Source organism: Achromobacter sp. T5-5, from assembly GCF_055397965.1.
The window spans coordinates 1,359,332-1,380,315 of the sequence record NZ_AP027919.1; the positions used below are offsets into that span (position 1 = coordinate 1,359,332).

The 20,984-nt window shown below is 66.4% G+C and carries 21 protein-coding genes; 3 read left to right on the forward strand and 18 right to left on the reverse strand.

The genetic code is table 11. The features are described from left to right. Positions 1 to 11: 11 nt before the first annotated feature. The 6 genes from ACZ50Q_RS06075 to ACZ50Q_RS06100 all read right to left on the reverse strand — a co-directional run bounded on the left by ACZ50Q_RS06075 (position 12) and on the right by ACZ50Q_RS06100 (position 5,710). Positions 12 to 890, reverse strand: a complete 879-nt coding sequence (locus ACZ50Q_RS06075; protein ID WP_464080899.1) for a DUF4123 domain-containing protein — start codon at positions 888 to 890, stop codon at positions 12 to 14. Then, positions 887 to 3,010, reverse strand: coding sequence for a type VI secretion system Vgr family protein (locus tag ACZ50Q_RS06080; protein ID WP_464080900.1), 2,124 nt, complete (start codon positions 3,008 to 3,010; stop codon positions 887 to 889). Before ACZ50Q_RS06080 ends, ACZ50Q_RS06075 begins: the two co-directional genes overlap by 4 nt. Before the next feature lie 157 nt (positions 3,011 to 3,167). Next, the gene (locus tag ACZ50Q_RS06085; protein ID WP_076515977.1) at positions 3,168 to 3,686 is read right to left on the reverse strand and encodes an Hcp family type VI secretion system effector; all 519 of its coding nucleotides are present in this window, start codon (positions 3,684 to 3,686) and stop codon (positions 3,168 to 3,170) included. Between the two features lie 436 nt (positions 3,687 to 4,122). Continuing rightward, positions 4,123 to 4,503: a hypothetical protein gene (locus tag ACZ50Q_RS06090; protein WP_092582441.1), complete on the reverse strand. Its 381-nt coding sequence runs from the start codon at positions 4,501 to 4,503 to the stop codon at positions 4,123 to 4,125. Between the two features lie 139 nt (positions 4,504 to 4,642). After that, positions 4,643 to 5,008 (reverse strand): DUF4148 domain-containing protein, encoded by a 366-nt coding sequence (locus ACZ50Q_RS06095; protein WP_464080901.1) that lies wholly within the window; start codon positions 5,006 to 5,008, stop codon positions 4,643 to 4,645. Between the two features lie 486 nt (positions 5,009 to 5,494). Then, positions 5,495 to 5,710 (reverse strand): SlyX family protein, encoded by a 216-nt coding sequence (locus ACZ50Q_RS06100; protein ID WP_092582443.1) that lies wholly within the window; start codon positions 5,708 to 5,710, stop codon positions 5,495 to 5,497. A 98-nt stretch (positions 5,711 to 5,808) separates the two neighbouring features. Here ACZ50Q_RS06100 and ACZ50Q_RS06105 point away from each other — a divergent pair, with 98 nt between their 5' ends. After that, a complete protein-coding gene (locus ACZ50Q_RS06105) occupies positions 5,809 to 7,887 on the forward strand; it encodes a TonB-dependent receptor domain-containing protein (protein WP_464081955.1) in 2,079 nt (692 codons plus the stop codon). A 51-nt stretch (positions 7,888 to 7,938) separates the two neighbouring features. On the opposite strand, the gene ACZ50Q_RS06110 is transcribed toward ACZ50Q_RS06105, so the two are convergent. From ACZ50Q_RS06110 to ACZ50Q_RS06120, 3 genes are all read right to left on the reverse strand, one after another. Next, positions 7,939 to 8,196: a PAAR domain-containing protein gene (locus ACZ50Q_RS06110; protein WP_076516289.1), complete on the reverse strand. Its 258-nt coding sequence runs from the start codon at positions 8,194 to 8,196 to the stop codon at positions 7,939 to 7,941. Positions 8,197 to 8,317: 121 nt separating this feature from the next. Then, positions 8,318 to 8,476 carry a hypothetical protein gene (locus ACZ50Q_RS06115; protein WP_217646972.1) on the reverse strand — a complete coding sequence of 53 codons (159 nt, stop codon included), beginning with the start codon at positions 8,474 to 8,476 and terminating at the stop codon, positions 8,318 to 8,320. Positions 8,477 to 8,834: 358 nt separating this feature from the next. Beyond that, positions 8,835 to 9,464 (reverse strand): nitrogen fixation protein NifQ, encoded by a 630-nt coding sequence (locus ACZ50Q_RS06120; protein WP_464080902.1) that lies wholly within the window; start codon positions 9,462 to 9,464, stop codon positions 8,835 to 8,837. A 182-nt stretch (positions 9,465 to 9,646) separates the two neighbouring features. On the opposite strand from ACZ50Q_RS06120, the gene ACZ50Q_RS06125 reads away from it, so the two are divergent. Further along, the gene (locus ACZ50Q_RS06125) at positions 9,647 to 12,163 is read left to right on the forward strand and encodes an ankyrin repeat domain-containing protein (RefSeq protein WP_464080903.1); all 2,517 of its coding nucleotides are present in this window, start codon (positions 9,647 to 9,649) and stop codon (positions 12,161 to 12,163) included. A gap of 63 nt (positions 12,164 to 12,226) precedes the next feature. Here ACZ50Q_RS06125 and cyoD read toward each other — a convergent pair whose 3' ends face one another. The 9 genes from cyoD to ACZ50Q_RS06170 all read right to left on the reverse strand — a co-directional run bounded on the left by cyoD (position 12,227) and on the right by ACZ50Q_RS06170 (position 20,028). Beyond that, the gene (gene cyoD, locus ACZ50Q_RS06130; RefSeq protein ID WP_076516277.1) at positions 12,227 to 12,577 is read right to left on the reverse strand and encodes a cytochrome o ubiquinol oxidase subunit IV; all 351 of its coding nucleotides are present in this window, start codon (positions 12,575 to 12,577) and stop codon (positions 12,227 to 12,229) included. Further along, entirely contained in the window at positions 12,577 to 13,191 is a 615-nt protein-coding gene (gene cyoC / locus ACZ50Q_RS06135; RefSeq protein ID WP_464080904.1) for a cytochrome o ubiquinol oxidase subunit III, read from the reverse strand. Before cyoC ends, cyoD begins: the two co-directional genes overlap by 1 nt. A gap of 3 nt (positions 13,192 to 13,194) precedes the next feature. After that, the gene (cyoB, locus tag ACZ50Q_RS06140) at positions 13,195 to 15,171 is read right to left on the reverse strand and encodes a cytochrome o ubiquinol oxidase subunit I (protein ID WP_092582448.1); all 1,977 of its coding nucleotides are present in this window, start codon (positions 15,169 to 15,171) and stop codon (positions 13,195 to 13,197) included. A gap of 2 nt (positions 15,172 to 15,173) precedes the next feature. After that, the gene (gene cyoA / locus ACZ50Q_RS06145; protein WP_092582449.1) at positions 15,174 to 16,082 is read right to left on the reverse strand and encodes a ubiquinol oxidase subunit II; all 909 of its coding nucleotides are present in this window, start codon (positions 16,080 to 16,082) and stop codon (positions 15,174 to 15,176) included. A gap of 258 nt (positions 16,083 to 16,340) precedes the next feature. Next, the gene (locus ACZ50Q_RS06150; RefSeq protein ID WP_076516270.1) at positions 16,341 to 16,892 is read right to left on the reverse strand and encodes a response regulator transcription factor; all 552 of its coding nucleotides are present in this window, start codon (positions 16,890 to 16,892) and stop codon (positions 16,341 to 16,343) included. A gap of 5 nt (positions 16,893 to 16,897) precedes the next feature. Then, positions 16,898 to 18,103 (reverse strand): HAMP domain-containing histidine kinase, encoded by a 1,206-nt coding sequence (locus ACZ50Q_RS06155; protein WP_076516268.1) that lies wholly within the window; start codon positions 18,101 to 18,103, stop codon positions 16,898 to 16,900. 246 nt (positions 18,104 to 18,349) lie between these two features. Continuing rightward, positions 18,350 to 18,838: a copper chaperone PCu(A)C gene (locus ACZ50Q_RS06160; protein ID WP_464080905.1), complete on the reverse strand. Its 489-nt coding sequence runs from the start codon at positions 18,836 to 18,838 to the stop codon at positions 18,350 to 18,352. Positions 18,839 to 18,858: 20 nt separating this feature from the next. Continuing rightward, entirely contained in the window at positions 18,859 to 19,482 is a 624-nt protein-coding gene (locus ACZ50Q_RS06165) for an SCO family protein (protein ID WP_464080906.1), read from the reverse strand. Positions 19,483 to 19,602: 120 nt separating this feature from the next. Next, complete coding sequence (locus ACZ50Q_RS06170; protein WP_092582450.1) at positions 19,603 to 20,028, reverse strand: DUF2946 family protein; 426 nt, start codon at positions 20,026 to 20,028, stop codon at positions 19,603 to 19,605. A gap of 198 nt (positions 20,029 to 20,226) precedes the next feature. Here ACZ50Q_RS06170 and ACZ50Q_RS06175 point away from each other — a divergent pair, with 198 nt between their 5' ends. Beyond that, positions 20,227 to 20,895 carry a peptidoglycan DD-metalloendopeptidase family protein gene (locus ACZ50Q_RS06175; protein WP_464080907.1) on the forward strand — a complete coding sequence of 223 codons (669 nt, stop codon included), beginning with the start codon at positions 20,227 to 20,229 and terminating at the stop codon, positions 20,893 to 20,895. Positions 20,896 to 20,984: the final 89 nt, after the last annotated feature.

Below are 20,984 nucleotides of genomic sequence, written 5' to 3' on the forward strand. Positions count from 1 at the left end.
CGACTCTTCCTTTACAGGTTCGGGAACGCGCGCGATTTCAGCGCTTGAGCGAGGGGGAGACCGTCGTTGCATGCTTCCGTCAGCGCTGCCTGCCACGCGTCCATGCCGCGCAGCGTCGGTCCGTGCAGGGCAAGCAGGGTGACGTAGTCGGCCAGGTCGCCCGGACGCCGCAATCCTTCTGCGCGGGCCTCGCGCAAAAGCTTGCCGACCAGGCCAAGCCGTGTTCCATGGCAGTTCTCCGCGAATCCGGAAGCGGCAAGCGGTTCACGGAGCTGTTCCGCGAGGCTATAACTGAGCGGGTCGCCGGCCAACGCGTCCCAACACGCCTGGTCAAGCTGAATGAGCGGGACGCCGGCGAGCTGGGGCTGGTCGTAACCCGCGTAATGCCGCCAGGCTTTGCGCTCGGGATGCGGTTCGATGACCCACCAGGATTGGATTGGCGCAAGCAACTGGCCGATACCCGGCAGGTCGCGCCGCGCATGAAGGATGGGAAACGCCAGCTCGGTATGAAAGCGCAGCATGTAAGCGTGGCCGTCGGGGGCTTGGGCGGTCGTCGCTTGAGCAAGATGCCCGGCAAGCGCCGAGGGCGGCAACGCGCTGATCAGCCAGCCGCAGAGCGCATCGCTGGTCGCATCGGTCAAGGCGCGATGAAAGTCGTATTGCCCCTGGAGGTCGGAACCCGGCCCGGCTGCAACCAGCCACGGACCCACGTCGCGAAGATTGGAAAACCGCTGCTGGTTCAGCAGCGGCCACGCGTTCGGCGCATGTCTGTCCAGAAAGGGCTGGCGCGCCGGCGCCGGCATCCGCGCCATCTCCACGATGGCGGTCAGGCGATGAGACGACGACTTGCGCAACGCATCGATCAGCTCCTGTGCAAACGCAGTGATCATGCTTGCGCTCCTTCCAGTCGGATGAGACTACGGCCTTGCGCTATCGCTTTGAGCAGGCAGCCCAGGCAGACGGGCTCGCTCAAATCCGGGACGCCGCTGTGGGAAATGGAATTGGCGTTGCCTTGCGCTGCGGTCGCCAGCGGGCCCTTCATCTGTATGGCGATGCCATCGAGCGTGATGCCTGTCCCGTCGATGCGCAGCGTTCCACCCGGCGCCCTGATGGTCAGACTGTTTGCAGCGAGAATTTCGTAGTCCTGGGTGCGATGCGTGATGCGCTGGCCGACCTGAATGTCGGCATGGCCCTGAACCTTCTGTTCAAGGTGCCCGCCGATCTCCACATGATGGTTGGCGGTGGTCCGGTCCTGGCGGTTATTGCCCACGGCCTCGATACGGTCTTTGGCGATGGTGATGCCGTGGTTGCGTCCGATGCTGAGGAGGTCGTCGCGGCCGATGTCCTGCCGGCGGTCCTGCCCGACAATGACCTGTTCGTCATTGCCTATCGTCTTCGTTCGGTCATGTCCGATGACGACGCGTTCATCGCGTTCGACCTGTTCGCTGCGGTCATTGCCGATGAAGGTGGATTCGTTGTGGTTGACGTGGATGTTCTGGTCCTTCTGCGCGTGGACGTAGATTTCTTCCCGATCCCGTTCATCCTCGAAGCGCAGCTCGTTGTAGCCATCGCCCTTGTGCGACTTGCTCTTGATCGTCATCCGCGTCTTGTGCAGCGGCAATTCGTAGGGCGGCAGGTTGATCGCGCGATAAGTGCGTCCGGTGATGATGGGCTGATCGCAATCGCCGTCCAGGAAGTCGACGATCACTTCCTGGCCGATGCGCGGGATGGCCATGTGGCCCCAGGCCGCACCGGCCCAGTTCTGCGAGACGCGGATCCAGCAGGAGCTGTGTTCGTCATTGCGGCCCAATCGGTCCCAGGGGAACTGGACCTTCACGCGGCCGTATGCGTCGCAGTAGATTTCTTCGTTGGCAGGTCCCACGACCGAGGCGATCTGCGGGCCGTCGATGCGGGGTTTAAAGGCCGGTTCCGGCTTCCAGTCCACCTTGTCCGGCACGATGTCGGCGGTGTAGCGGTATTGGGTGCCCTGCGCGGCGTCGGCGCCTTCTTCCTGCTGGCTGGTGTGCTGGATCCCGTGGTGCTGCATGCGCACCGGACGCCAGCCGTGGTTCCAGTCTTCGCGCGGGTGGCCGGTCAGGTCGAACGCCACGCCGGGAATGAGGCGCGCGTCGTCGCCTTCGACGCGGGCCATGCGGGCGTCGCGCCGCAGGCCGAGTAGGCGGCTGTGGGTGAAGGGCTTGCCGGCTTCGTCCCGCTTGTAGCGGCCGGGGTAGTCGTAGCGTTCGTAGCGGGAATCCTGGTGGTCCAGTTCGCGCGCTAACGCCGAATGCTCTTGGTCGTACTGTGGGTGGGTGTAGGTGTAGTCGCGTTGCGTCTGGCGCGCGGTGCGCACGTGTTCGGCATAGGTGAAGCGGCGCAGGGCCGGTTCGGGTTGATCGCCGCCGGGCGTGGGGTTGTAGGTGACCGGGCCGCCATCGATCGCGCCATGGACGTAGATGCGATCACCGTGGATCAGGCGGTGGCCCTTGTCGGTGTGTTCGAAGCGGTAGAAGAATCCTTCCTCTGCCGCGAGCCGGTCAAGGAATTGCAGGTCCGTGTCGCCGGCTTGGACACAGTATTCGCGTGGGAGGTGTTCGTGGGTCGTGACCTGTTCATAGTCCGTGATGCCGTGGGACTTGATGACCTGATCCAGGATCTCCGGCACCGATTGCTGCTGGAAGATGCGCCAGTCGGAGCACAGCGACGCGCGCGCCAGCGCCGGTTCCACCACGGCGCGGTAGCGGGTGCGCCGGAAACCGGTGTCGCCTTGTTCAAAGCCCGTGACGATGCCGTGCACATGGCGCACCGGCGCATCCCCGCGCCAGATCGTGAATAACGCAGGCTGGTCCAGCAGCACGCCAAAGTCCACGGCCGCATCGAAGCTGGATAACTCCACGCGCAATAGAAAGGTCTCGGACAAGGCTTCGTCCAGCGTGAACTCGATGACGTCGAAGTCCACGCCGGTGGCGGCCGGCGAGAACGTGAATCGCAGATCGGATAAACGGGTCATCTCGGTATCCTGCGCAGCCGCAACGTTGCGAGCAATCGTTGCGGCTGCCGATGGTCAAGAAGAAGACGGAATCACCGCTGGCGGCGACTCCGCTGGCCGGATTGAGCGACGCGCCAGGAGGAGCCGCAGCGTGGCGAACCGTCCCGGCTCACCCCGCTCAGCTCTCCAGCGGCTTGCGCCAGTCGTCCGACGCTTCCGTGCCCGCGATCGCATGCGTCCAGGTGATCTTGCGATACGCCATGGCCACCTTGATCAACTGCGTGTAGTCGGCGTTGCCCGGATCCTGCGCATGCGGCAGCACGCTGGTGATGTCCACGATCGTGGCGTCTTCCAGTTCAGTCGTGAAGAAGTGTTCCTGCTTGCCGTCGATCGACGTGCGGTACCACTTCACTTCGACCTTGGGCAGCATTTCGCCGGCGGCCAGGGCCTGGTACATGAGCGGCGTGGCCTTGTTCAGCGCGCTGGTGAAGATGAACGGCTTGTGCACGCGTTGGCCGGAAGGCTGGCCGCTTTGCGGGTCGGTCGGGGTGTTGACGCGGTGCTCAATCTCTTGGACCAGGATCTGGTCTTCGTGGCCTTCCACGTAGACGTTGCCGACGGAGTCGGCGGTGAAGGCGCCCTGGGTGATGTTGCCCTGGGTTTTGCCGGTGATGCTGATGTAGGCGGGAGTAGGCATTGACGGATTCCTTGTCGTCGTTAGGCCCGGTGGGGCCGAAGCATCCCGAAGGTGGGATGCGGCGACATATGCGAAATCCGTGCCAGGTGGGTCAGCGCGGGGGAAACCCTTGAAGAATCAACGGGCTACGAGGGATTTGGCGGGATGCCATAAGGAATGCCGCAGGCGCGGCGCCGCGCAAACCCGGGTTTTGACCGAGAAATCGGGTCAAATTTGGCTCGCTGTGTCATAAGCCCTTGATAACCAAGCACTTCGAGCGGGCCATTTTTGGCCCAGGCGGGTCAAATCTGGCCCGGTCCGCCGCTTCGGGCCAGGTTTGCGAGGTGGCGGCAGGCCGGTGGCAGCTGTTCCTCGACGTGGCCGCAGGAATCGTCATCAGCGCGGAACGCGCGCCGAGCCTCATGGCGGCGGCGCGCAGTGTCTTGCGGGGAAGGTGTCAGTTGGCGCTGGCTTTCCAGGTGCCGTCGGGCTGCTTGCAGAACCAGAACTGCCACGTTTCCGTGGTGGTCGTCCGCGCAAAATTGCCGACCAGGAAGCGGCAGACGCGGTCGTTTCCGGTTTTGGTGGTCTGTTTGGGCGTCAACTGCACGGTGATCGGCGCCGCCCGCTTGCGCTGGGTGGTGCTGGTCCATTCGGTGCTTTGGCCGTCCGCCGAGCTGTTCAGCGCCTGCGCCACGGCTTCGTGGAAGGAAGCGCGGTCGGCCTTGGATATCTGCGTGATGAGGGCGTCGTTGAGCATGACGGGCGGGGCGGCAAATGCCGCCGACGCCATGCCGCCGGACAGAAGCAACGCGGCAAGAACGCGGGGATATTTCAAGATGGGGCTCCCTGTTGTGAACAGCCAATGTGGCGGTAAGCAAGTCTGCGCCGTGAATCTGAGCCGATAGTACGACAAAAAAGGCCGCCCAACCGGGCGGCCCAAGGGTCAACAAGGGGAGGGTAAATCTGCGTGCGGCTCAGTTGCCGTGATAGACGCCGGCAAACGGCATGTCATTGGGTTCGACGTTCGACACCTGGCCGGCGGCCTTTGCGGCGGCCAGTTCGGCCTTGACCTCGGCGCGGGTCTTGCCGGTGTGCGGCGTGCCATAAACCCCCTGGAAGGGCACGTCGTTCGGCTCGACGCTGGTGTCCACGCCCGCGGCCTTGGCGGCGGCCTTCGCGGCGGCCAATTCGGCTTGCACCTGGGCGCGGGTGGGGCCTTCGTACGGTGTGCCGTAGACGCCCCGGAAAGGCACGTTGTTGGGCTCGACGTTGGACGAGGCCTGGGCGCCGGCGCTCAGCGCGGCCAGGGAGAACATCAAAGCAGTAGCAAGGGTCTTCATGGTAAACCTCCGATTTCTAGAGCCTGGGAGCGAATCCGGCGGCCTTTCCGTCGTGGTTCGTTGCTGTGTCCCGATGCCTGCATCTTGCGCCGATTTGACGTAGGTATTAACCCGGGTATGCGTAAAAGAAATTTCCATAAATGGAAAAATGGCGGCACGAGGCCACTTAATTCACCACTTATGGAAATCTCAGCCGTTGCGCGGTCCCCGATTTTCCCGTCCGCGGCCAAGCATGCGACGATCTGGCATCGTGGCGGCACAGGCTGCGTGGGACGGATGGGTGCCGCGCCGTGCAAGGCGGGACTGTCTTGCGTCCGGCGCTCGGCAGCCCTCGCTACGTCAAGGCGTGCGGCGCCGGCCCCTGCGGCAGGGGCGGGCACGAAGTACGCTGAGGACGCGCGGCGCCGATGGCAGGCGCATGGCGGGCGGCGGGCACCCTGGCGGCGGCACGGCGACGCTATCGCGCCACCCCGTATGCCGCGCAGCTCAGTAGTGCGGCGGCAGTTCGTCGCGCAGGCTGCGGAAGGGGGCGGCGCCCTCGGGCGCCTGCTGGCGCAGGTCGGCGACCTCGCGCATGAGCCGGTCGATCTGCTGTTGCTGGCGGACGACGATCTGGTTCAACTGTTCCAGCAGATCGTCCGCGAAGCTCGCCTTGACCTCCAGGTCCAGCAGCCGGCGTTCGATGTCTTGCGAATTTTCCATGGCGGGTATTAGAACCTATTCCCGCTCCAGCACAGGAGAGAAGTTTGGCGCAGCGGCAATGGCGGGACGGTGGACCTTGGCGGTGGACGGCCAGCACGATCCTGGCGCTGGCGCCGGCCGCACCCGCTTTCGCGCAAGCGCAGTCGCAGGCGCAGACGCTCACCCCGGTCGTCGTCACCGGCACGCGGCTGGGCACGGCCGTACTGGACACGCCGGCCTCGGTGGACATTGTCCAAGGCCGCGCCATGCGCTGGCAGCAGCCGGGCATCAACCTGTCGGAAGGCTTGGCGGGCGTGCCGGGCCTGCAGATCCAGAATCGCCAGAACTACGCGCAGGACCTGCAGATCTCCAGCCGCGGCTTCGGCGCGCGATCCACCTTCGGCGTGCGCGGCGTGCGCCTGTATGTGGACGGCATTCCCGCGACGATGCCCGACGGACAGGGCCAGACGTCCAACATCGACATTGGCTCCATCGACCGGGTCGAGGTCTTGCGCGGGCCGTTTTCGGCGCTGTATGGCAATTCGTCCGGCGGCGTCATCCAGGTCTTCACGCAAGACGGCGCCGATCCGCCCGAACTCACGGCTAGCGGCTGGGGCGGCAGCTACGGCACGTGGCGCTATGGCGCGCTGGCGAGCGGCGTCGCGGGCACGGGCGCCGGTCAACTGGATTACGTCCTGGACCTTTCGCGCTTCACCACCGAGGGCTACCGCGACCACAGCGCCGCCCGCAAGAACCTGGGCAACGCAAAGCTGGGGCTGCAGCTCAACGACGACAGCCGCCTGACCCTCATCGTCAACAGCGTCGACCTGACGGCGCAGGATCCGCTTGGCCTGACCTACCAGCAATTCCAGGACGACCCGCGCAGCGCGCCCATCGCCGAGCAGTACAACGCGCGCAAGACCGTCAAGCAGACGCAGGGCGGCCTGGTCTTCGACCACCAGGTGGATGGCCGCAACGCGCTGCGCGTGATGCTTTATTACGGCCAGCGCGACACGGCGCAGTACCAGTCGATCCCGCCCGCCGTGCAGCGCCCGCCCACGCAGGCCGGCGGTGTCATCGACCTGAAACGCCAGTACGGCGGGGCGGACGTGCGCTGGACCTCCGAACTGGACCTGGCCGGCCGTCCGCTGACCCTGATTGGCGGCTTCTCCTACGACGCGATGCGCGAAGACCGCAAGGGCTATCAGAACTTCATCGGCTCGGGGCCTGGCCAGCAACTGGGCGTGCGAGGCATGCTGCGCCGTGACGAGACCAACCGCGTCTACAACGCCGATCCCTACGCCCAGGCCTCCTGGAACTTCGCCGAGCGCTGGACGCTGGATGCCGGCCTGCGCTACAGCACGGTCCGCTTCGACTCCGACGACCACTACATCGCCGCCGGCAACGCCGACGACAGCGGCAGCGCGCGTTACCGCAAGGCGTTGCCCGTCGCCGCGCTGCGCTACGCCGTCAACGACGACGTCAGCGTCTACACATCGTATGGCCGCGGCTTCGAGACGCCCACCCTGAACGAGATCTCCTACCGGCCCGGCGGCGACCCGGGGCTGAACTTCGGCCTGATGCCCGCCGTGAGCACCAACCTGGAGGCCGGCATCAAGGCGCGCACGGCGGGCGGCCTGCTGACGGCCGCGGTGTTCCACACCCGCACCGACGACGAGATCGTGTCCGCCGGCAGCTTCGGCGGACGCACCAGCTACCAGAACGCCGGCCGCACCCGCCGCGACGGCCTGGAACTGAGCTGGTCCGGCGAGTTCGGACGACAATGGCGCACGCAGATCGCCTATACCCTGCTCAACGCGCGCTACGCCGATGACAGCGGCGGCGACATCCGCGACGGCAACAAGATCCCCGGCATCGCCCGCCAGGCCGCCTACGCGTCGCTCGCCTGGGCCCCACCCGAGGGCTGGCAGGCCTCGGTCGAAGGCCGCTACCTGAGCAAGATCTACGTCAACGACGCCAACGACGCGGACGCGCCCGGCTACTTCGTGGCGGCGGCCAGCGTCGGCTACGCCAAGCGCATCGGCCCGTGGACGCTCAACGCCTATGCCCGCGTCGACAACCTCTTCGACCGCGACTATGCCGGCTCCGTCATCGTCAATGAAGCCAACGGCCGCTATTACGAACCGGCGCCGGGGCGCAATGCGGGGGTGGGGGTGGGGGCGACGTATCGGTTCTGACGCGGGGGAGCGCGTTGCGCGGCGGTTTGACGCGTCATCGGCGCTGCACGCTCAATCCACCAGCCAACCCGCCTCTCCTTCGATCAACACGCCACCGTGGCTGGTGGTATCGCCCTGCCGCGCCACGGCCCGGCCTTCCAGCGTGGCCGTCGAGGACCCGGTGACGATCACCGCGCCACAACTGATCTGGTCGCCGACGCGCGCAATGGGGCGGCCGTTGACGTGGGCATGTTCGGCGCCGGTGATTACGGTGCCGGGGCCGTGTGTGGGACAGGTGTGACGATGGCCGACCAGGACGACGGGTTGCATGGGGGAGGCTCCTGTAGGGATGGGGGGTGGAAAGGAAACGCGGGGGGGCTTGGGAATAGACCCAAACGGCCAGATGAACTCGGGTGAGCCGGGAGCGGCGAACCGTCCCGGCTCATCCCGCTCAGCTCTCCAGCGGCTTGCGCTGGTCGTCCGAGGCTTCCGTGCCCGCGATCGCGCGGGTCCAGGTGATCTTGCGATACGCCATGGCCACCTTGACGGCGCCCTGGGTGATGTTGCCCTGGGTTTTGCCGGTGATGCTGATGTAGGCGGGAGTAGGCATTGACGGATCCCTTGTCGTCGTGAGGCCCGGTGGGGCCGAAGCATCCCGAAGGGGGGATGCGGCGACATATGCGAAATCCGTGCCAGGTGGGTCAGCGCGGGAGAAACCTTTGAAGAATCAAAGGGCTACGAGGAATTTGGCGGAATGCCATAAGACAGGCCGCAGGGGCAGCGTCACGCAAACCCGGATTTTGACCGAGAAATCGGGCCAAATTTGACTCGCTGCGTCATAAGCCCTTGATAACTAAGCACTCTGACCGGGCCATTTTTGGCCCGGGCGGGTCAAATCTGGCCCGGTCCGTGGAAAGTCACGTCAACGGCGTCTAACCGGGAAAACCAACCCGGCCTGGCCAAGGCCCCTATGCCGCCACGGGATAGCAGAACGTCTCATCCTCGCAGCCGCCACAGCCGGGCGCTGCCGTCGGCGGCAGGCCCGCATGTTCGCAGGCGGCGTACGCGAGGAATTTCTTCCAGCGCAGGTTGTCGACGTTGCGGCTCACCAGCCCGGGATAGTGCCGCGCAAGCAGCGCGGTGACGTCTTCGCGTCCGGACAGGCCCAGGTCGCGCCACAAGTGGTCGGGACGCAGGCAGGCGAGCGCGAGGATGCTGCTGACCCATTGCGTGGTGTCCGGGCCCGGCGCTCGGTAGGCGTCGAACAGGACGCGCATCAACAGCGTGAAGCCCGGTTGCGGATCGCTTGCCCCGACGCGGTCGTACTCGGGCAATTGGTCGCGAAGCGCGGACAGCGCGGTGTCGTGGCCGGACAAGGCGTCCGGGAACAGGTGGTCGATCAGGTCGTGCAGTTCGGCGGGCGCCAGGCCGCTGCGCGCCAGGTTCCCTTGAGCGAGGCTGGTGCCGATGACCGCGGCAAAGAAACCGGCATCCGGATGAACGGGCGGCGCGTGACGCAGCAGGGCGCGCGACAGCCGCTGGGCCCGGTCAGCAAGGCTGGGGGCGGGGTGGGAGGTCGGCACGGGCATGGCGTCCATGGTGGTCTGCAGCGATAGCGGGTTAATTAATCTGTTAATGAAACGGTGTAGGGGCGAATATATAACGAAAGATCGGCGAGTTCGTGCCATATGCCATGGAAACCGGGTCGGGACATACCCGAGGGTGTCGGGCCGGGCGGGTATCATCGGCGTCCCTGCTTTCTTGCCGACTGGCCTTACGCATGCCGCGCCCATTCCCTCCCGCAGTTACCCGTCTGTTCAGCGCCGTCGCGCTGGCGCTGGCCGGCATGGCGGCGTCGCCGCCGCCGGCCTTGGCCTATGACATCGGGGCGGTCATCGAGTCCGTCCGGCTTTCGCGGTATCCGCTGCGCGAACCGGAGCGCCGCGCCTGGGGCACGGAGAACGTCAAGGACGCCGTGCTTGTCGGCCAGATGGAGAACCGTCTGTACCTGTATCGGTATCTGCGTGAGGGCGGCAAGGATTTCCGGCTGGACTTTCGGTCGCAGCCGCTGGTGATCGATCCGGAAGCGTGGCAGGCGTCGCGCGAGGAGAATGTGGAGGTCCGGACACCGCGCGGCGGGGAAAGCTTTTACTGGGTCGGCTATGCCGACAACGGCGCTGGCGCCGGAAAGGCCAGGGGGTTCCTGGTGGACGGCGAGGGCGAGGCCGCCTCGGTGACGGCGGACACGCAACTGGCGGTTGTCACGAGCGGCCGGCCCTGGGACGAGGCGCGCCGTGCGCAGGCCCTGGTGAGTTTGCGGGCGGCCCTGACCGACTATCCGCTGCGGCTCAACCCTTTTCCCGCGCAGGTGCGGTTCGAGCATCGGGCGACGGTGGACGCGACGGCCACGTTCCGCACCCTGCATCAGGTGGCGCGCGCCATTCCGCGGGCGAAGACGGCGGAGTTCAATCGCGCGCTGGCGGACCTGCGCCGTTTCGTGATGACGCAGGATTACCGCGAGATCGATCCCGGCGGCAAAGACGGGGAGATGTTGACGGCCTTGAACGACTACGGTTTCTGGCTGGCCGAATCGGGCGATACGGCGCAGGCCGAGCGCATCCTGACCGACGTGCTGCGGCGCGATCCGTCGCGCACGGCGGCCTATCTGAATCGCGCCGACGCCCGCTGGGCGCAGCGCGAAAAATCCCGCGACCAGCGCGCGTATTACGAGGCGCTGGCGCGCGAAGACTACCGGCTGTATTGCTCGCGCCGCCTTGCCGCGAATCAGGCGATTCCCGGCGCCATCGCGACCCGCATCGGCGCGGCGCTGGGCGCGAACGCCCTGGACCCGGCCGCCTGCCGGCCGCGGCTGGCGATTTTCAAGGCGATCCAGGCGGACGACCTGGAGGCAGTGCGCGCCGAGCTGGCAGCGGGGCAGGACCCCGACGGGGTGAATGAAAATGGCACCTCCGCGCTGGCGGCCGCCGTGGCGCGCAAGCAGATCGAGATCGTGCAGGCCTTGCTGGACGCGGGCGCCCGGGCCGATGGCCCGAACAACGGCTACCCGCTGCTGGCCGGCGCGTTGCCGCAAGCCAATGACACGCGTCCGGCGGCGCAGCGCTACGCGCTGGCCGACCTGCTGATCGCGGCGGGCGCGCCGGTGGATGCCGTGGACGCGGGCGGCACGTCGCTGCTGATGCGCCGCCTTTCCTACTACGGCGATGACAAGGACAACCTGGTCTACCTGCTGGAAAAGGGCGCCAATCCGAATCTGCGTGACAAGAACGGGCGGTCGCTGCTGCATGCCGCGCTGCAGAGTCCGAAGAAATTCTGGTTTGCCGAAAAGCTGCTGGCCAAGGGCGCGGACATCAATGCCGCCTATATCCGCATGTATTACGGCAGCAGTCCCATGTGGGAAACGCCGCTGCTGGAGGCGTTGCGCGAATCGCTGAGCGGCGAGCTGACGCCGACGGCGACGTACGCGATTCCCGAGCGCGTGGCGTTCGCGCTTGCCCATGGCGCGGATCCGGCGGTGGGCGGTTACGGCAAGAGCAAGGAAGCGCCCGACCGCAATGGGTTGAATGAGGCGCTGACGCTGGCGGCTCGCTATCTGCAGCCCGGGCTGGTGGACCAGTTGGCGCAGGCGGCGCGCGCGCCGCACGCGCCGCTCTCGCCGGAGCCGCTGTCCAGTCTGCTGGCGGTGTGGAACCAGGTGGAACAACGGGCGGCGGCCCGCGGCAACGGCCCGGCCTGGGACGGCCAGCGCGCCCGGCTGCGCGCGACCGCCGAACGCCTGGTCGCCGCCGGCGTGCCGCTGACGGCGGCCGGGGACGCGACGGGGTGGCAGCGCGGCCGCATCGCGCCCCTGAGCCTGCCGTGGCTGCCCGACGATCTGTACGAGGCGTGGCTGAAGGCCGGCGCGGACGCCACGGACCGCAGCGATCCGGACAACCGCATCGAAGGGGTGTCGGCCCCCGGCGTGCTGCCGCTGGTCACGATGCTGGACCAGGGCAGGGAGGCCAAGGTGCGCCTGCTGCTCGAGCACGGCGGCGCGCCGCGCACGCCCGCGCGATGCGGCCAGGCCGTGGCCGATGTCCTGGCCTGGCAGTTGGGCAACAACGGACCGGTGAGCCCGCTGGGCGGGCGCGCGGTCAGGCAGGTGCTGGATGCGGCCGGCGGCGCCGCGGGTTGCGACCTGAAACAGGCCTCGCGTGTGCCGGCTTTCGAGGGCGTGACGGCGGCCGAACTGGCGCAGCGCGCCAATGTAAGCCTGCCCGCCGCCGGTTCCACGCGCTAGGCCGGTCCAAAAAAAACAGGCGCCCGAAGGCGCCTGCTTACCTGCCAGAACGGCGGGCCGTCCTTACATGGCGTGACCCATGTTGACGTTCATGTTGTACAGCACCCAGGCCGATCCACCGACGATGATGGCGATGATCATCACGGTGAAGACAAACGTGGCCAGGTTGTCACGGGCCGATTTTGAGGCGCCCATGTGCAGGAAGTACACCAGCTGAACCAGCAGCTGGAGCACGCACAGCGCCACCACGCCGATGATCGTGACGGTATGGGACAGCGCGCCGTGCATCACCAGGCCGAACGAGCCGAAGGTGAGCAGCAGCGAGAGCACGAAACCGGTGATGTAGGACTTCAGGCTGCCGTGGTCGGCGGCGTGATCGTCGTGGCCGTGTGCGGCCGCAGCGGAGTGCGACATCAGAGGGCTCCCAGAAGGTAGACAAAGGTAAAGACGCAGATCCAGACGATGTCCAGGAAGTGCCAGAACAGGCTCAGGCACGCCAGACGACGCTTGTTGATCGAGTCCAGGCCGTGGCGGCGGATCATGTCGAGCATGACGATGATCCAGATCAGGCCGAAGGTGACGTGCAGGCCGTGCGTACCGATCAGCGTGAAGAACGCCGACAGGTAGGCGCTGCGGCCAGGTCCTGCGCCGATGCTGATCAGGTGATGGAATTCATAGATTTCCATCGCGATGAAGCCCGCGCCGAACAGGAACGTCACCATGAGCCAGCCCATGGCGCGGCTCTTGTTGTCGGCGTGCACGTTCAGGTTGGCCATGCCGAAGGTGAAGCTGGACACCAGCAGCAACAGCGTTTCGACCAGGACGAAGTTCAGGTCGAACAGTTCCTTGCCGGACGGGCCGCCCGCGGTGGCGTTGGACAACACCGCGAACGTGGCGAACAGCACCGAGAAGATCAGCAGGTCGCTCATCAGATAGACCCAGAAACCGAAAACGGTCTTGGATCCATCGTCGTGATGCGCGTGATCGTCGTGACCCGCGTGGGGGTGAGTGGCTACGGCTTGAATCATGGCTCAGGCGGCCTTCTGCATTTTTTCAAAGTGGGCGTTTTCGATGCGTTCGACTTCCGCGGCCGGGACCCAGTAATCGACGTCGCGGTCATAGGCGCGAGCGATGAACGAACCGACCATGCCGACGAAACCGACGATAGCCATCCACCAGATGTGCCAGATCAGCGCAAAGCACATGACCAGGCCAAAGGCGCCGATCCAGACGCCGGCGGCGGTGTTCTTCGGCATGTGGATGTCTTCGTACTTGGCCGGGCGCTTGTACGCCTTGCCGCTCTGCTTGTCTTCCCAGAACTGGTCCAGTTCATCGACGTGAGGAACGTGGGCAAAGTTGTAGAAAGGCGCGGGCGACGAGATCGACCATTCCAGGGTGCGGGCATCCCAGGGATCGCCGGTGACGTCCTGGTTCTGCTTGCGCTGGCGCACGGAGACGAACACTTGCTGCAGCAGGAACCAGATGCCCAGCATGATCAGCGCGGCGCCAGCCAGCGCGACCAGCAGGTAGGGCTGCCATTCGGGGTTGTCGTAGTGGTTCAGGCGACGCGTCATGCCCTTGAAGCCCAGGATGTACAGGGGCATGAAGGCCAGGAAGAAGCCGACGAACCAGCAGTAGAACGAGTAGCGGCCCAGACGCTCGTTCAGCGTGAAGCCGAACGCCTTCGGGAACCAGTAGATCATGCCGGCGATGCAGCCGAACACCACGCCACCGATGATGGTGTTGTGGAAGTGCGCGATCAGGAACAGGCTGTTGTGCAGGATGAACGACACGCCCGGGATGGCCAGCATCACGCCGGTCATGCCGCCGATGACGAACACGATCATGAAGCCCAGCGTCCACAGCACCGGCGTCGTGATGCGCAGGCGGCCGCGGTAGATGGTGAACAGCCAGTTGAAAATCTTGGCCCCGGTCGGGATCGAGATGATCATTGTCGCGATGCCGAAGAACGCGTTGACGTTGGCCCCCGCACCCATGGTGAAGAAGTGGTGCAGCCAGACCAGGAACGACATCACGCCGATGGACGCGGTGGCGTAGACCATGGACTTGTAGCCGAACAGGGTCTTGCGGGCGAACGTGGCAACGATTTCCGAATACACGCCGAAGGCCGGCAGCACCAGGATGTAGACCTCGGGGTGGCCCCAGATCCAGATCAGGTTCACGTACATCATGACGTTGCCGCCACCGTCGTTCGTGAAGAAGTGCGTGCCCAGGTAGCGGTCCATCGTCAGCAGCGCCAGGGTCGCGGCCAGCACGGGGAAGGCGGCGACGATCAGGACGTTGGTGACCAGCGAGGTCCAGGTGAAGATCGGCATCTTCATCAGGGTCATGCCAGGCGCGCGCATGCGCAGGATGGTGACGATGAAGTTGATGCCGCTAAGCGTGGTGCCCAGCCCGGAGATCTGCAGCGCCCAGAGGTAGTAATCCACCCCCACGCTTGGACTGTAGTCCAGCCCGGACAACGGCGGATACGCCAGCCAGCCGGTCGCGGCGAATTCGCCCACGAACAGCGACAGCATCATCAGCACGACGCCAGCGCCGAACAGCCAGAAGCTCAGCGAGTTCAGGAACGGGTAGGCCACGTCGCGGGCGCCGATCTGCAGCGGCACGACGATGTTCATCAGCCCGGTGATGAAGGGCATCGCCATGAAGAAAATCATGATGACGCCGTGGGCGGTGAAGATCTGGTCGTAGTGGTGCGGCGGCAAAAAGCCCGCCGAATCGGCTGACGCGACGGCCAGCTGGGTACGCATCATGATGGCGTCGGCAAAGCCGCGCAGCAGCATGATCAGCGCGACGATGATGTACATCACGCCGATGCGCTTGTGGTCGACGGAGGTGAGCCACTCCGTCCAGAGATACTTCCACTTCTTGAAGTAGGTGATGGCGCCGAAGACCGCTAGGCCTCCCAGGCACACGGCGGCCAGCGTAACCATGACGATAGGTTCATGGTACGGAATGGCCTCGAGGGTGAGTTTCCCGAGCATTGTTAGTTGATTCCTGCGATCAGATTATTCGACGTGGAGGTGCACGTGGCGGAGTCCACGCCGGCCATCTTGGTCATCGTGCTGCCCAGGATGAAATCGAACATGGCGGGCGGCGCCGACGAGTACTTCACGACCGGATTGTGTTCGCTGCGCTTGGTCAGTTCCGCGTAGACCTCGGGGGTCAGGGCGGAGGGAGCCGACTTGGCTTCCTTGATCCAGTTGTCGAACCCTTCCTGCGACATGGCGTGGGCCTTGAAGCGCATGCCCGAGAAGCCGCCGCCGCTGTAGTTGGCCGAAATGCCGGCGTAGGTGCCGATTTCGCGCGCGTTCAGGTGCAGCTTGGTCTCCATGCCGGCCATCGAGTAGATCTGGCTGCCGAGCTGGGGAATGAAGAAGGAGTTCATCACCGAGGCCGACGTGATCCGGAAGTTGACCGGAACGTCCACGGGGAACGCGATCTCGTTGACCGTGGCGATGTCGTACTCGGGGTAGATGAAGAGCCACTTCCAATCGAGCGAGACCACCTCGATGGTCACCGGCTTGTGTTCGGACACGAGCGGCTTGTAGGGATCCAGCGCGTGCGTGGAGCGCCAGGTGATCACGGCGAGAATCGCCACGATGATACAAGGGATGGTCCAGACCACGATTTCGATCGCCGTGGAGTGGGCCCACGTGGGCTGGTAGTCAGCTTTGGTATTGGAGGCGCGGTATTTCCAGGCAAAAGCCACGATCATGATGATGACTGGAATGACAACGATGAGCATGAGCCCGGTCGCGGTCAGCAGCAACGTCTTTTCCTGGATGCCGATATCTCCCTTGGGGGAGAGGATTTCCATGTTGCAGCCGCCAAGCAGCATGACCGCGCCGACGCCAAATATGCGCGTAAGGGTCGCAAGGAGGGGGTGTTTCACGTACAGCCTTGGATGGAAGGTGGAAAATGCTGCAGGGCAGCAGACTGGAATGCTGCTAGGCAGCAACCTCCATCCTATCGGTTTGATTTCGGTCAAGCCTGCGACGAATGGTCGCATTGCCTGGGAGGAATCCGGCCCAATGGCGGCGGATTCAGGGTTTTCCTAGGGGAGCGGAAGCCCCGAGGGGAAGGGGAGGGGTGCGACGATATGTCGCACCTGCACACGGGGGTGTTGTAAAGATGTGTCGCCCCGCACAAATCAATCCACGAGCACTTCGCGTTCCGGCCCCGGTTTCTTGGCCAGCTTGCGCTGGAGCGAGCGACGGTGCATGCCCAGGAGGCGCGCCGCGGCCGACACATTGCCGCCGGTCTCGTGCAGGGCCTGGTGGATGTGCTCCCATTCTAGGCGGTGCAACGGCGTCATGGTCGTTTCGATCGTAACCGTTTCTGGCTTCACCAGGCCCAGCGTGCGCAGGATCATGGGCGCCGTGGCCGGCTTGGGCAGGTAGTCGTCCGCGCCGCGCTTGATGGCCTCGACGGCGGTGGCCACGCTGGCGTAGCCGGTGACCAGCAGGATGCGCATGTCCTCGCGCAGGGCGCGCAAGGGGCGGATCAGGGTCAGGCCGGAGTCTTCGCCCAGGCGCAGGTCGACCAGGGCGAAGGCGGGGCGGATTTCTTCGGCCACGCGCAGCGCCTCGGCGATGCCGGTGGCGGTGCGGGTTTCCAGGCCGCGGCGCGACAGGCTGCGCTGCAGGGTGCGCACGTAGAGTTCGTCGTCGTCGATCAGCAGGCCAAGGTCGTTTGCATTCATCACATTCAGGTCCCGGGGTTGCCCAGGGGCAGGTAAAAGCGGATGCGGGTGCCGCCGCCTTCGGCCGCGGTCATGGTCATTTCGCCGCCCATCTGTTCGACGGTGGCATGCGACAGCGCCAGGCCCACGCCCAGGCCGCCCGGCTTGCCGCTGTTGAACAGGCTGGTCGCGGGCAGCAGGGTATGGTCGGGATCGAAGCCCCGTCCGTAATCCCGGACTTCCCCGCGCAGGGCGCCATAGCCGTATTCCAGGTGCAGGTCCACGCGGGGCGCCTCGGCCGCCTCGCCCGCGTCCGCCGCGTTGTTCAACAACGCCTGCAGCAGGTGGGCGATGGCCGGATCGACGCGCAGGCTGGTGGGCAAGGTGCCCGAGCGCTGCAAGTCGATCGTCGGGCGGATCAGGCGCCATTGCCCCACCACGCGAACCAGGTCCACGGCGGTTGGGACCGCCAGATTGCGGATGCGTTCCCGGCACAGGGCCAGGAGCTGGCTCAGGGTGGCGACGTCGGCGCGCAGGTCCTCGTCGTCCTGGACCTCGGCGGCGATCTCGTCGGTCAGGAGCGTCATGGTGGCGAGGGGGGTGTTCAGTTCGTGCGCCATCGCGGCAGCGTGGGTCGCCAGGGCGACGATGCCCTCGTTGCGGGTGAAGCGTTCGCGCAGGCGGGCCAGTTCGCGCTCGCGGGCGCGCATGTCGGCGGCCAGGCGCGTCGAGAACACCAGCACCACCACGACCGAAATCAGGAAATTGGCGCCCAGGCCCCACAGCAGCAGATTGTGGGGGTCGACGTCGCCGCGCAGGGGCTGGCCGAAAACGGCGGCCGCGGCGTAGCCCAGCACGCCGGCCAGCGCCGCGGCAAGGGCCCAGTTGCGGGGCAAGGCCAATGCGGCCAGCGCCGTCAGGATCAGGAACATCGTCCCGAACGGATTGCTGATGCCGCCGCTCCAGCCCACCATCCAGGCCAGCACCGCCATGTCGACGAACAGGTGGCCAAAGGCGGTGGCGTGGGACAGGTCGCGCGGATGCCGCAGGCGCAGGCTGGCGTAGACGTTAAAGCCGATCAAGAGGCCCACGCCCAGCCACAGCGGCTCCAGCGGCAGGTCCAGTCCGAGCACGCTGCTGGCCAGCAGAATGGTGGCGGCCTGGCCCGCGATGGCAAGCCAGCGCAGGCTGCAGAGGGTACGCAGGAAGGAAAAGGCGGAACTACCGGGCATATCCAGATACAGAGGCGCCGGCCAGCCAGCCGGCAGTTACGGGCGCCCGGCTGCGCGGAACGCTGGCATCCTGAGCGCGGCGGCAGTGGCCGGCTGCTGCCCGGACCTCATGGCGCGGGCGGCGGATGTGCAGGCATTGTATGGTGAATCGGGGCGGCACGCTGTCCGGGCGGCATTGGATGCGTCCCTGATATGTGCGCCCCGCATCCGGGCCGGCGCGCGACGCGCGCCCGCTCCGAAGAGGCTTCAATGGTGGTGACCGGCCGCCGGTGCGGCGGCGGCGTTCAGCGGCCGCGCCACCGCGTCCACCGGCACGCGCCGCTGCTGGCGCGCCGCGTCTTCCACGATGAGCGTCAGCGAGACGTGGTCCCCCGGCGAGATCGGACGGGCCAGGTCGATGAGCATGACGTGATAACCGCCCGGCTTGAGGTCCACCGCCTGGCCGGCCGGCAGGTCGATGCCGGCCACCTGGCGCATTTTCATGACGTTGTCCTGCATCGCCATTTCGTGCACTTCCACGTGCTTGGCCGCCTGCGACTCCACGCCGACGAGCCGGCCCGCCTGGGCGGAGGTCAGGCGCATGAACACGCCGGTCGCGTGCTGGTTGGGGACGGTGGCGCGCACCCAGGGGTCCTGCACGGCCAGTCCGGCGTCCTGCGCCAGGGCCGGGAGCGTGAATCCCGCCAGCGCCAGGGCGAAGGCGGCGGCCAGGGGTTTGATCGAGATCTTGGTCATGGTGGTTTCCTTTGGGTGAGTCAAAGCACGGTGCGCAGGTCTTGCGCGCATTCCTGCGCCGTCTGCTGATGGCGCAACGCGACGCGCAGCTTGCCCTGGGCGTCGATGAGGTACGTCAGCGCGGTGTGGTCCATGGTGTAGGAGGAGCCCGTCGCGACCTTCTGGTAGAAGACCTTGAAGGACTGGGCGGCGGCCCGGGTCTGCTCCGCCGTGCCGCGCAGGCCGATGAAGCCGGGATCGAACGCCTGCGTGTACGCCCGCAGGATCTCCGCCGTGTCGCGCTCGGGGTCCACGGTAATGAAGAGGACGCGGAGCTTGTCGGCGTCGGCGCCCAGCAGCGACTTGATCTCGACCGCGCGGGTCAGCGCCGTCGGGCAGATGTCCGGGCATTGCGTGAAGCCGAAGAACAGCATGACGGGATGGCCGCGGTAGTCGGCCAGGGTGCGCGTCTGGCCGGCGGTGTCCTGCAACTGGAAGTCGCCGGCCGGCATGCTGGACAGGTCCATGCCGTGCAGGGCGGGCGTGTCGGGGCCGCAGCCGGCGAGCGGCAGCAGCGCCAGGGTCGACAGCAGCAGGCGTCGCCGCGGATCGGGCGCGGCAGCGCGTGGCGCGCCGGCTGGCGCGCGCGAAAAGAGGGAATGCATGTAAAGCCTCGGGATTGACGGGTCGGCCGCGCGGTCGAGCCGCGCGGCAAGTGCCGCCCGCAGTCCCTTGCCACTAAATATAAGTAAGGCGGCAAGGCACGCGGACGGACCTGGACGGAGTCAGGCCCGTGGTGGAGGCGCGCGGGAGCCGAGCGGCGGCCCTTGGGCCGGCTGCGCGGGCAGGAAGGGGGGAGCGGGCGGGGGCGGAGGATGTCCGGCGGCCGTCAGCAGCAGCGGCGTCATGGGCGGCGCGGTGGCGGGCGTGACGTGCGCGAGCAGGCCGAAGGGACACTGCGCGCCGGTGTCCGCGGCGCCGTGGCCCGCCTTGCCGTTGCCATCGGTGGGCAGCGCCACGTTCAACACCGACAAGTCGCCCGCCGCCGAGCAGAACGTGACCTCCAGGCGGCCATCGTGCAGCGCGCGCGTGTCCGGCATGTAGCCGGCGGGGACCAGGGCCCGCAGCGCCAGGGCCAGGAGCGCCAGCCATAGCACGCCCTCGGCGCGCAGGGCGCGCAGCGTGCACAGGAGGCGGGTCGTGGATGGCATGCAGGCATTCTATGCCAAGCGGTCCCGATTTCTTGGTACCCTTGAACGCACTTCGTTCCGACACGCGACCCCGTGCCCCAGGTTTCAGAGCTTTCCTTGTCCGTTTCGACCTTGCCCGTTTCGACCTTGTCCTTTGCCGTCCAGTCCCCCGGAAGGGACCGTGCGGGATCCTTCGCTCGATGGTGGCGGGGCGCGCTGATGGCGGGGTTGCTGGTGCTGCTGGCCGCCTGCGGCACCACCAAGGTCCAGCCCGGCTACTACCGCGTCGAGTCGGGCGATACCCTCTATCAGATTGCGCGCAAGGAAGGGGCCAGCGTGCGCGACCTGGTGCGGTGGAACAACCTGTCGAATGCCAATTCGATCGAAGTCGGCCAGGTGCTGCGGGTCGATCCGCCCGCCGGGCAGGCGCGCACCTCGCCGCCCCGCAAGGCCAGCAGCAAGCCCAAGCCCGCGCCGCGCGCCACCGCCTCGTCCGGCAAGCGGCGCACCGCGCCGCCGGGCGCGATTTCGCTGGTTTGGCCCGCGCAGGGCAAGGTCACGCGCGGCTACGACGGATCCCACTCGAACGGCATCGTCATCACCAATGCCGCCGGCACCCCGGTCGTGTCCGCGGCGCAAGGCACCGTGGCCTATTCCGGCAGCGGCCTGCGCGGCTACGGCCATCTGGTGATCGTGAAGCACAACGCCAGCTTCCTCAGCATCTACGCGCACAACAGCAAGCTGCTGGTCAAGGAAGGGCAGCGCGTGTCCCAGGGGCAGAAGATTGCTGAAATGGGCAACAGCGACAGCAAGCAGGTGGGGCTGTATTTCGAATTGCGCTACGACGGCCAGGCCGTCGATCCGGCGGGATCGCTGCCGCCGAAGTAGCGGGCGGTGGACGCGCCCGCGCCGGCGCGGTGTCTGACACCCTGTGCGGGGTTCCAGCGGGTGTCAGGCACCGAATAGGACGATGACGC

Coding starts and splice junctions, on each gene's coding strand:
- ACZ50Q_RS06075 (WP_464080899.1), bottom strand. CDS start 890: ATGATCACTGCGTTTGCACAGGAGCTGATCGATGCGTTGCGCAAGTCG.
- ACZ50Q_RS06080 (WP_464080900.1), bottom strand. CDS start 3,010: ATGACCCGTTTATCCGATCTGCGATTCACGTTCTCGCCGGCCGCCACC.
- ACZ50Q_RS06085 (WP_076515977.1), bottom strand. CDS start 3,686: ATGCCTACTCCCGCCTACATCAGCATCACCGGCAAAACCCAGGGCAAC.
- ACZ50Q_RS06095 (WP_464080901.1), bottom strand. CDS start 5,008: ATGAAGACCCTTGCTACTGCTTTGATGTTCTCCCTGGCCGCGCTGAGC.
- ACZ50Q_RS06100 (WP_092582443.1), bottom strand. CDS start 5,710: ATGGAAAATTCGCAAGACATCGAACGCCGGCTGCTGGACCTGGAGGTC.
- ACZ50Q_RS06110 (WP_076516289.1), bottom strand. CDS start 8,196: ATGCAACCCGTCGTCCTGGTCGGCCATCGTCACACCTGTCCCACACAC.
- ACZ50Q_RS06115 (WP_217646972.1), bottom strand. CDS start 8,476: ATGCCTACTCCCGCCTACATCAGCATCACCGGCAAAACCCAGGGCAAC.
- ACZ50Q_RS06120 (WP_464080902.1), bottom strand. CDS start 9,464: ATGGACGCCATGCCCGTGCCGACCTCCCACCCCGCCCCCAGCCTTGCT.
- ACZ50Q_RS06125 (WP_464080903.1), top strand. CDS start 9,647: ATGCCGCGCCCATTCCCTCCCGCAGTTACCCGTCTGTTCAGCGCCGTC.
- cyoD (WP_076516277.1), bottom strand. CDS start 12,577: ATGTCGCACTCCGCTGCGGCCGCACACGGCCACGACGATCACGCCGCC.
- cyoC (WP_464080904.1), bottom strand. CDS start 13,191: ATGATTCAAGCCGTAGCCACTCACCCCCACGCGGGTCACGACGATCAC.
- cyoB (WP_092582448.1), bottom strand. CDS start 15,171: ATGCTCGGGAAACTCACCCTCGAGGCCATTCCGTACCATGAACCTATC.
- ACZ50Q_RS06150 (WP_076516270.1), bottom strand. CDS start 16,892: ATGAATGCAAACGACCTTGGCCTGCTGATCGACGACGACGAACTCTAC.
- ACZ50Q_RS06155 (WP_076516268.1), bottom strand. CDS start 18,103: ATGCCCGGTAGTTCCGCCTTTTCCTTCCTGCGTACCCTCTGCAGCCTG.
- ACZ50Q_RS06160 (WP_464080905.1), bottom strand. CDS start 18,838: ATGACCAAGATCTCGATCAAACCCCTGGCCGCCGCCTTCGCCCTGGCG.
- ACZ50Q_RS06165 (WP_464080906.1), bottom strand. CDS start 19,482: ATGCATTCCCTCTTTTCGCGCGCGCCAGCCGGCGCGCCACGCGCTGCC.
- ACZ50Q_RS06170 (WP_092582450.1), bottom strand. CDS start 20,028: ATGCCATCCACGACCCGCCTCCTGTGCACGCTGCGCGCCCTGCGCGCC.
- ACZ50Q_RS06175 (WP_464080907.1), top strand. CDS start 20,227: ATGGCGGGGTTGCTGGTGCTGCTGGCCGCCTGCGGCACCACCAAGGTC.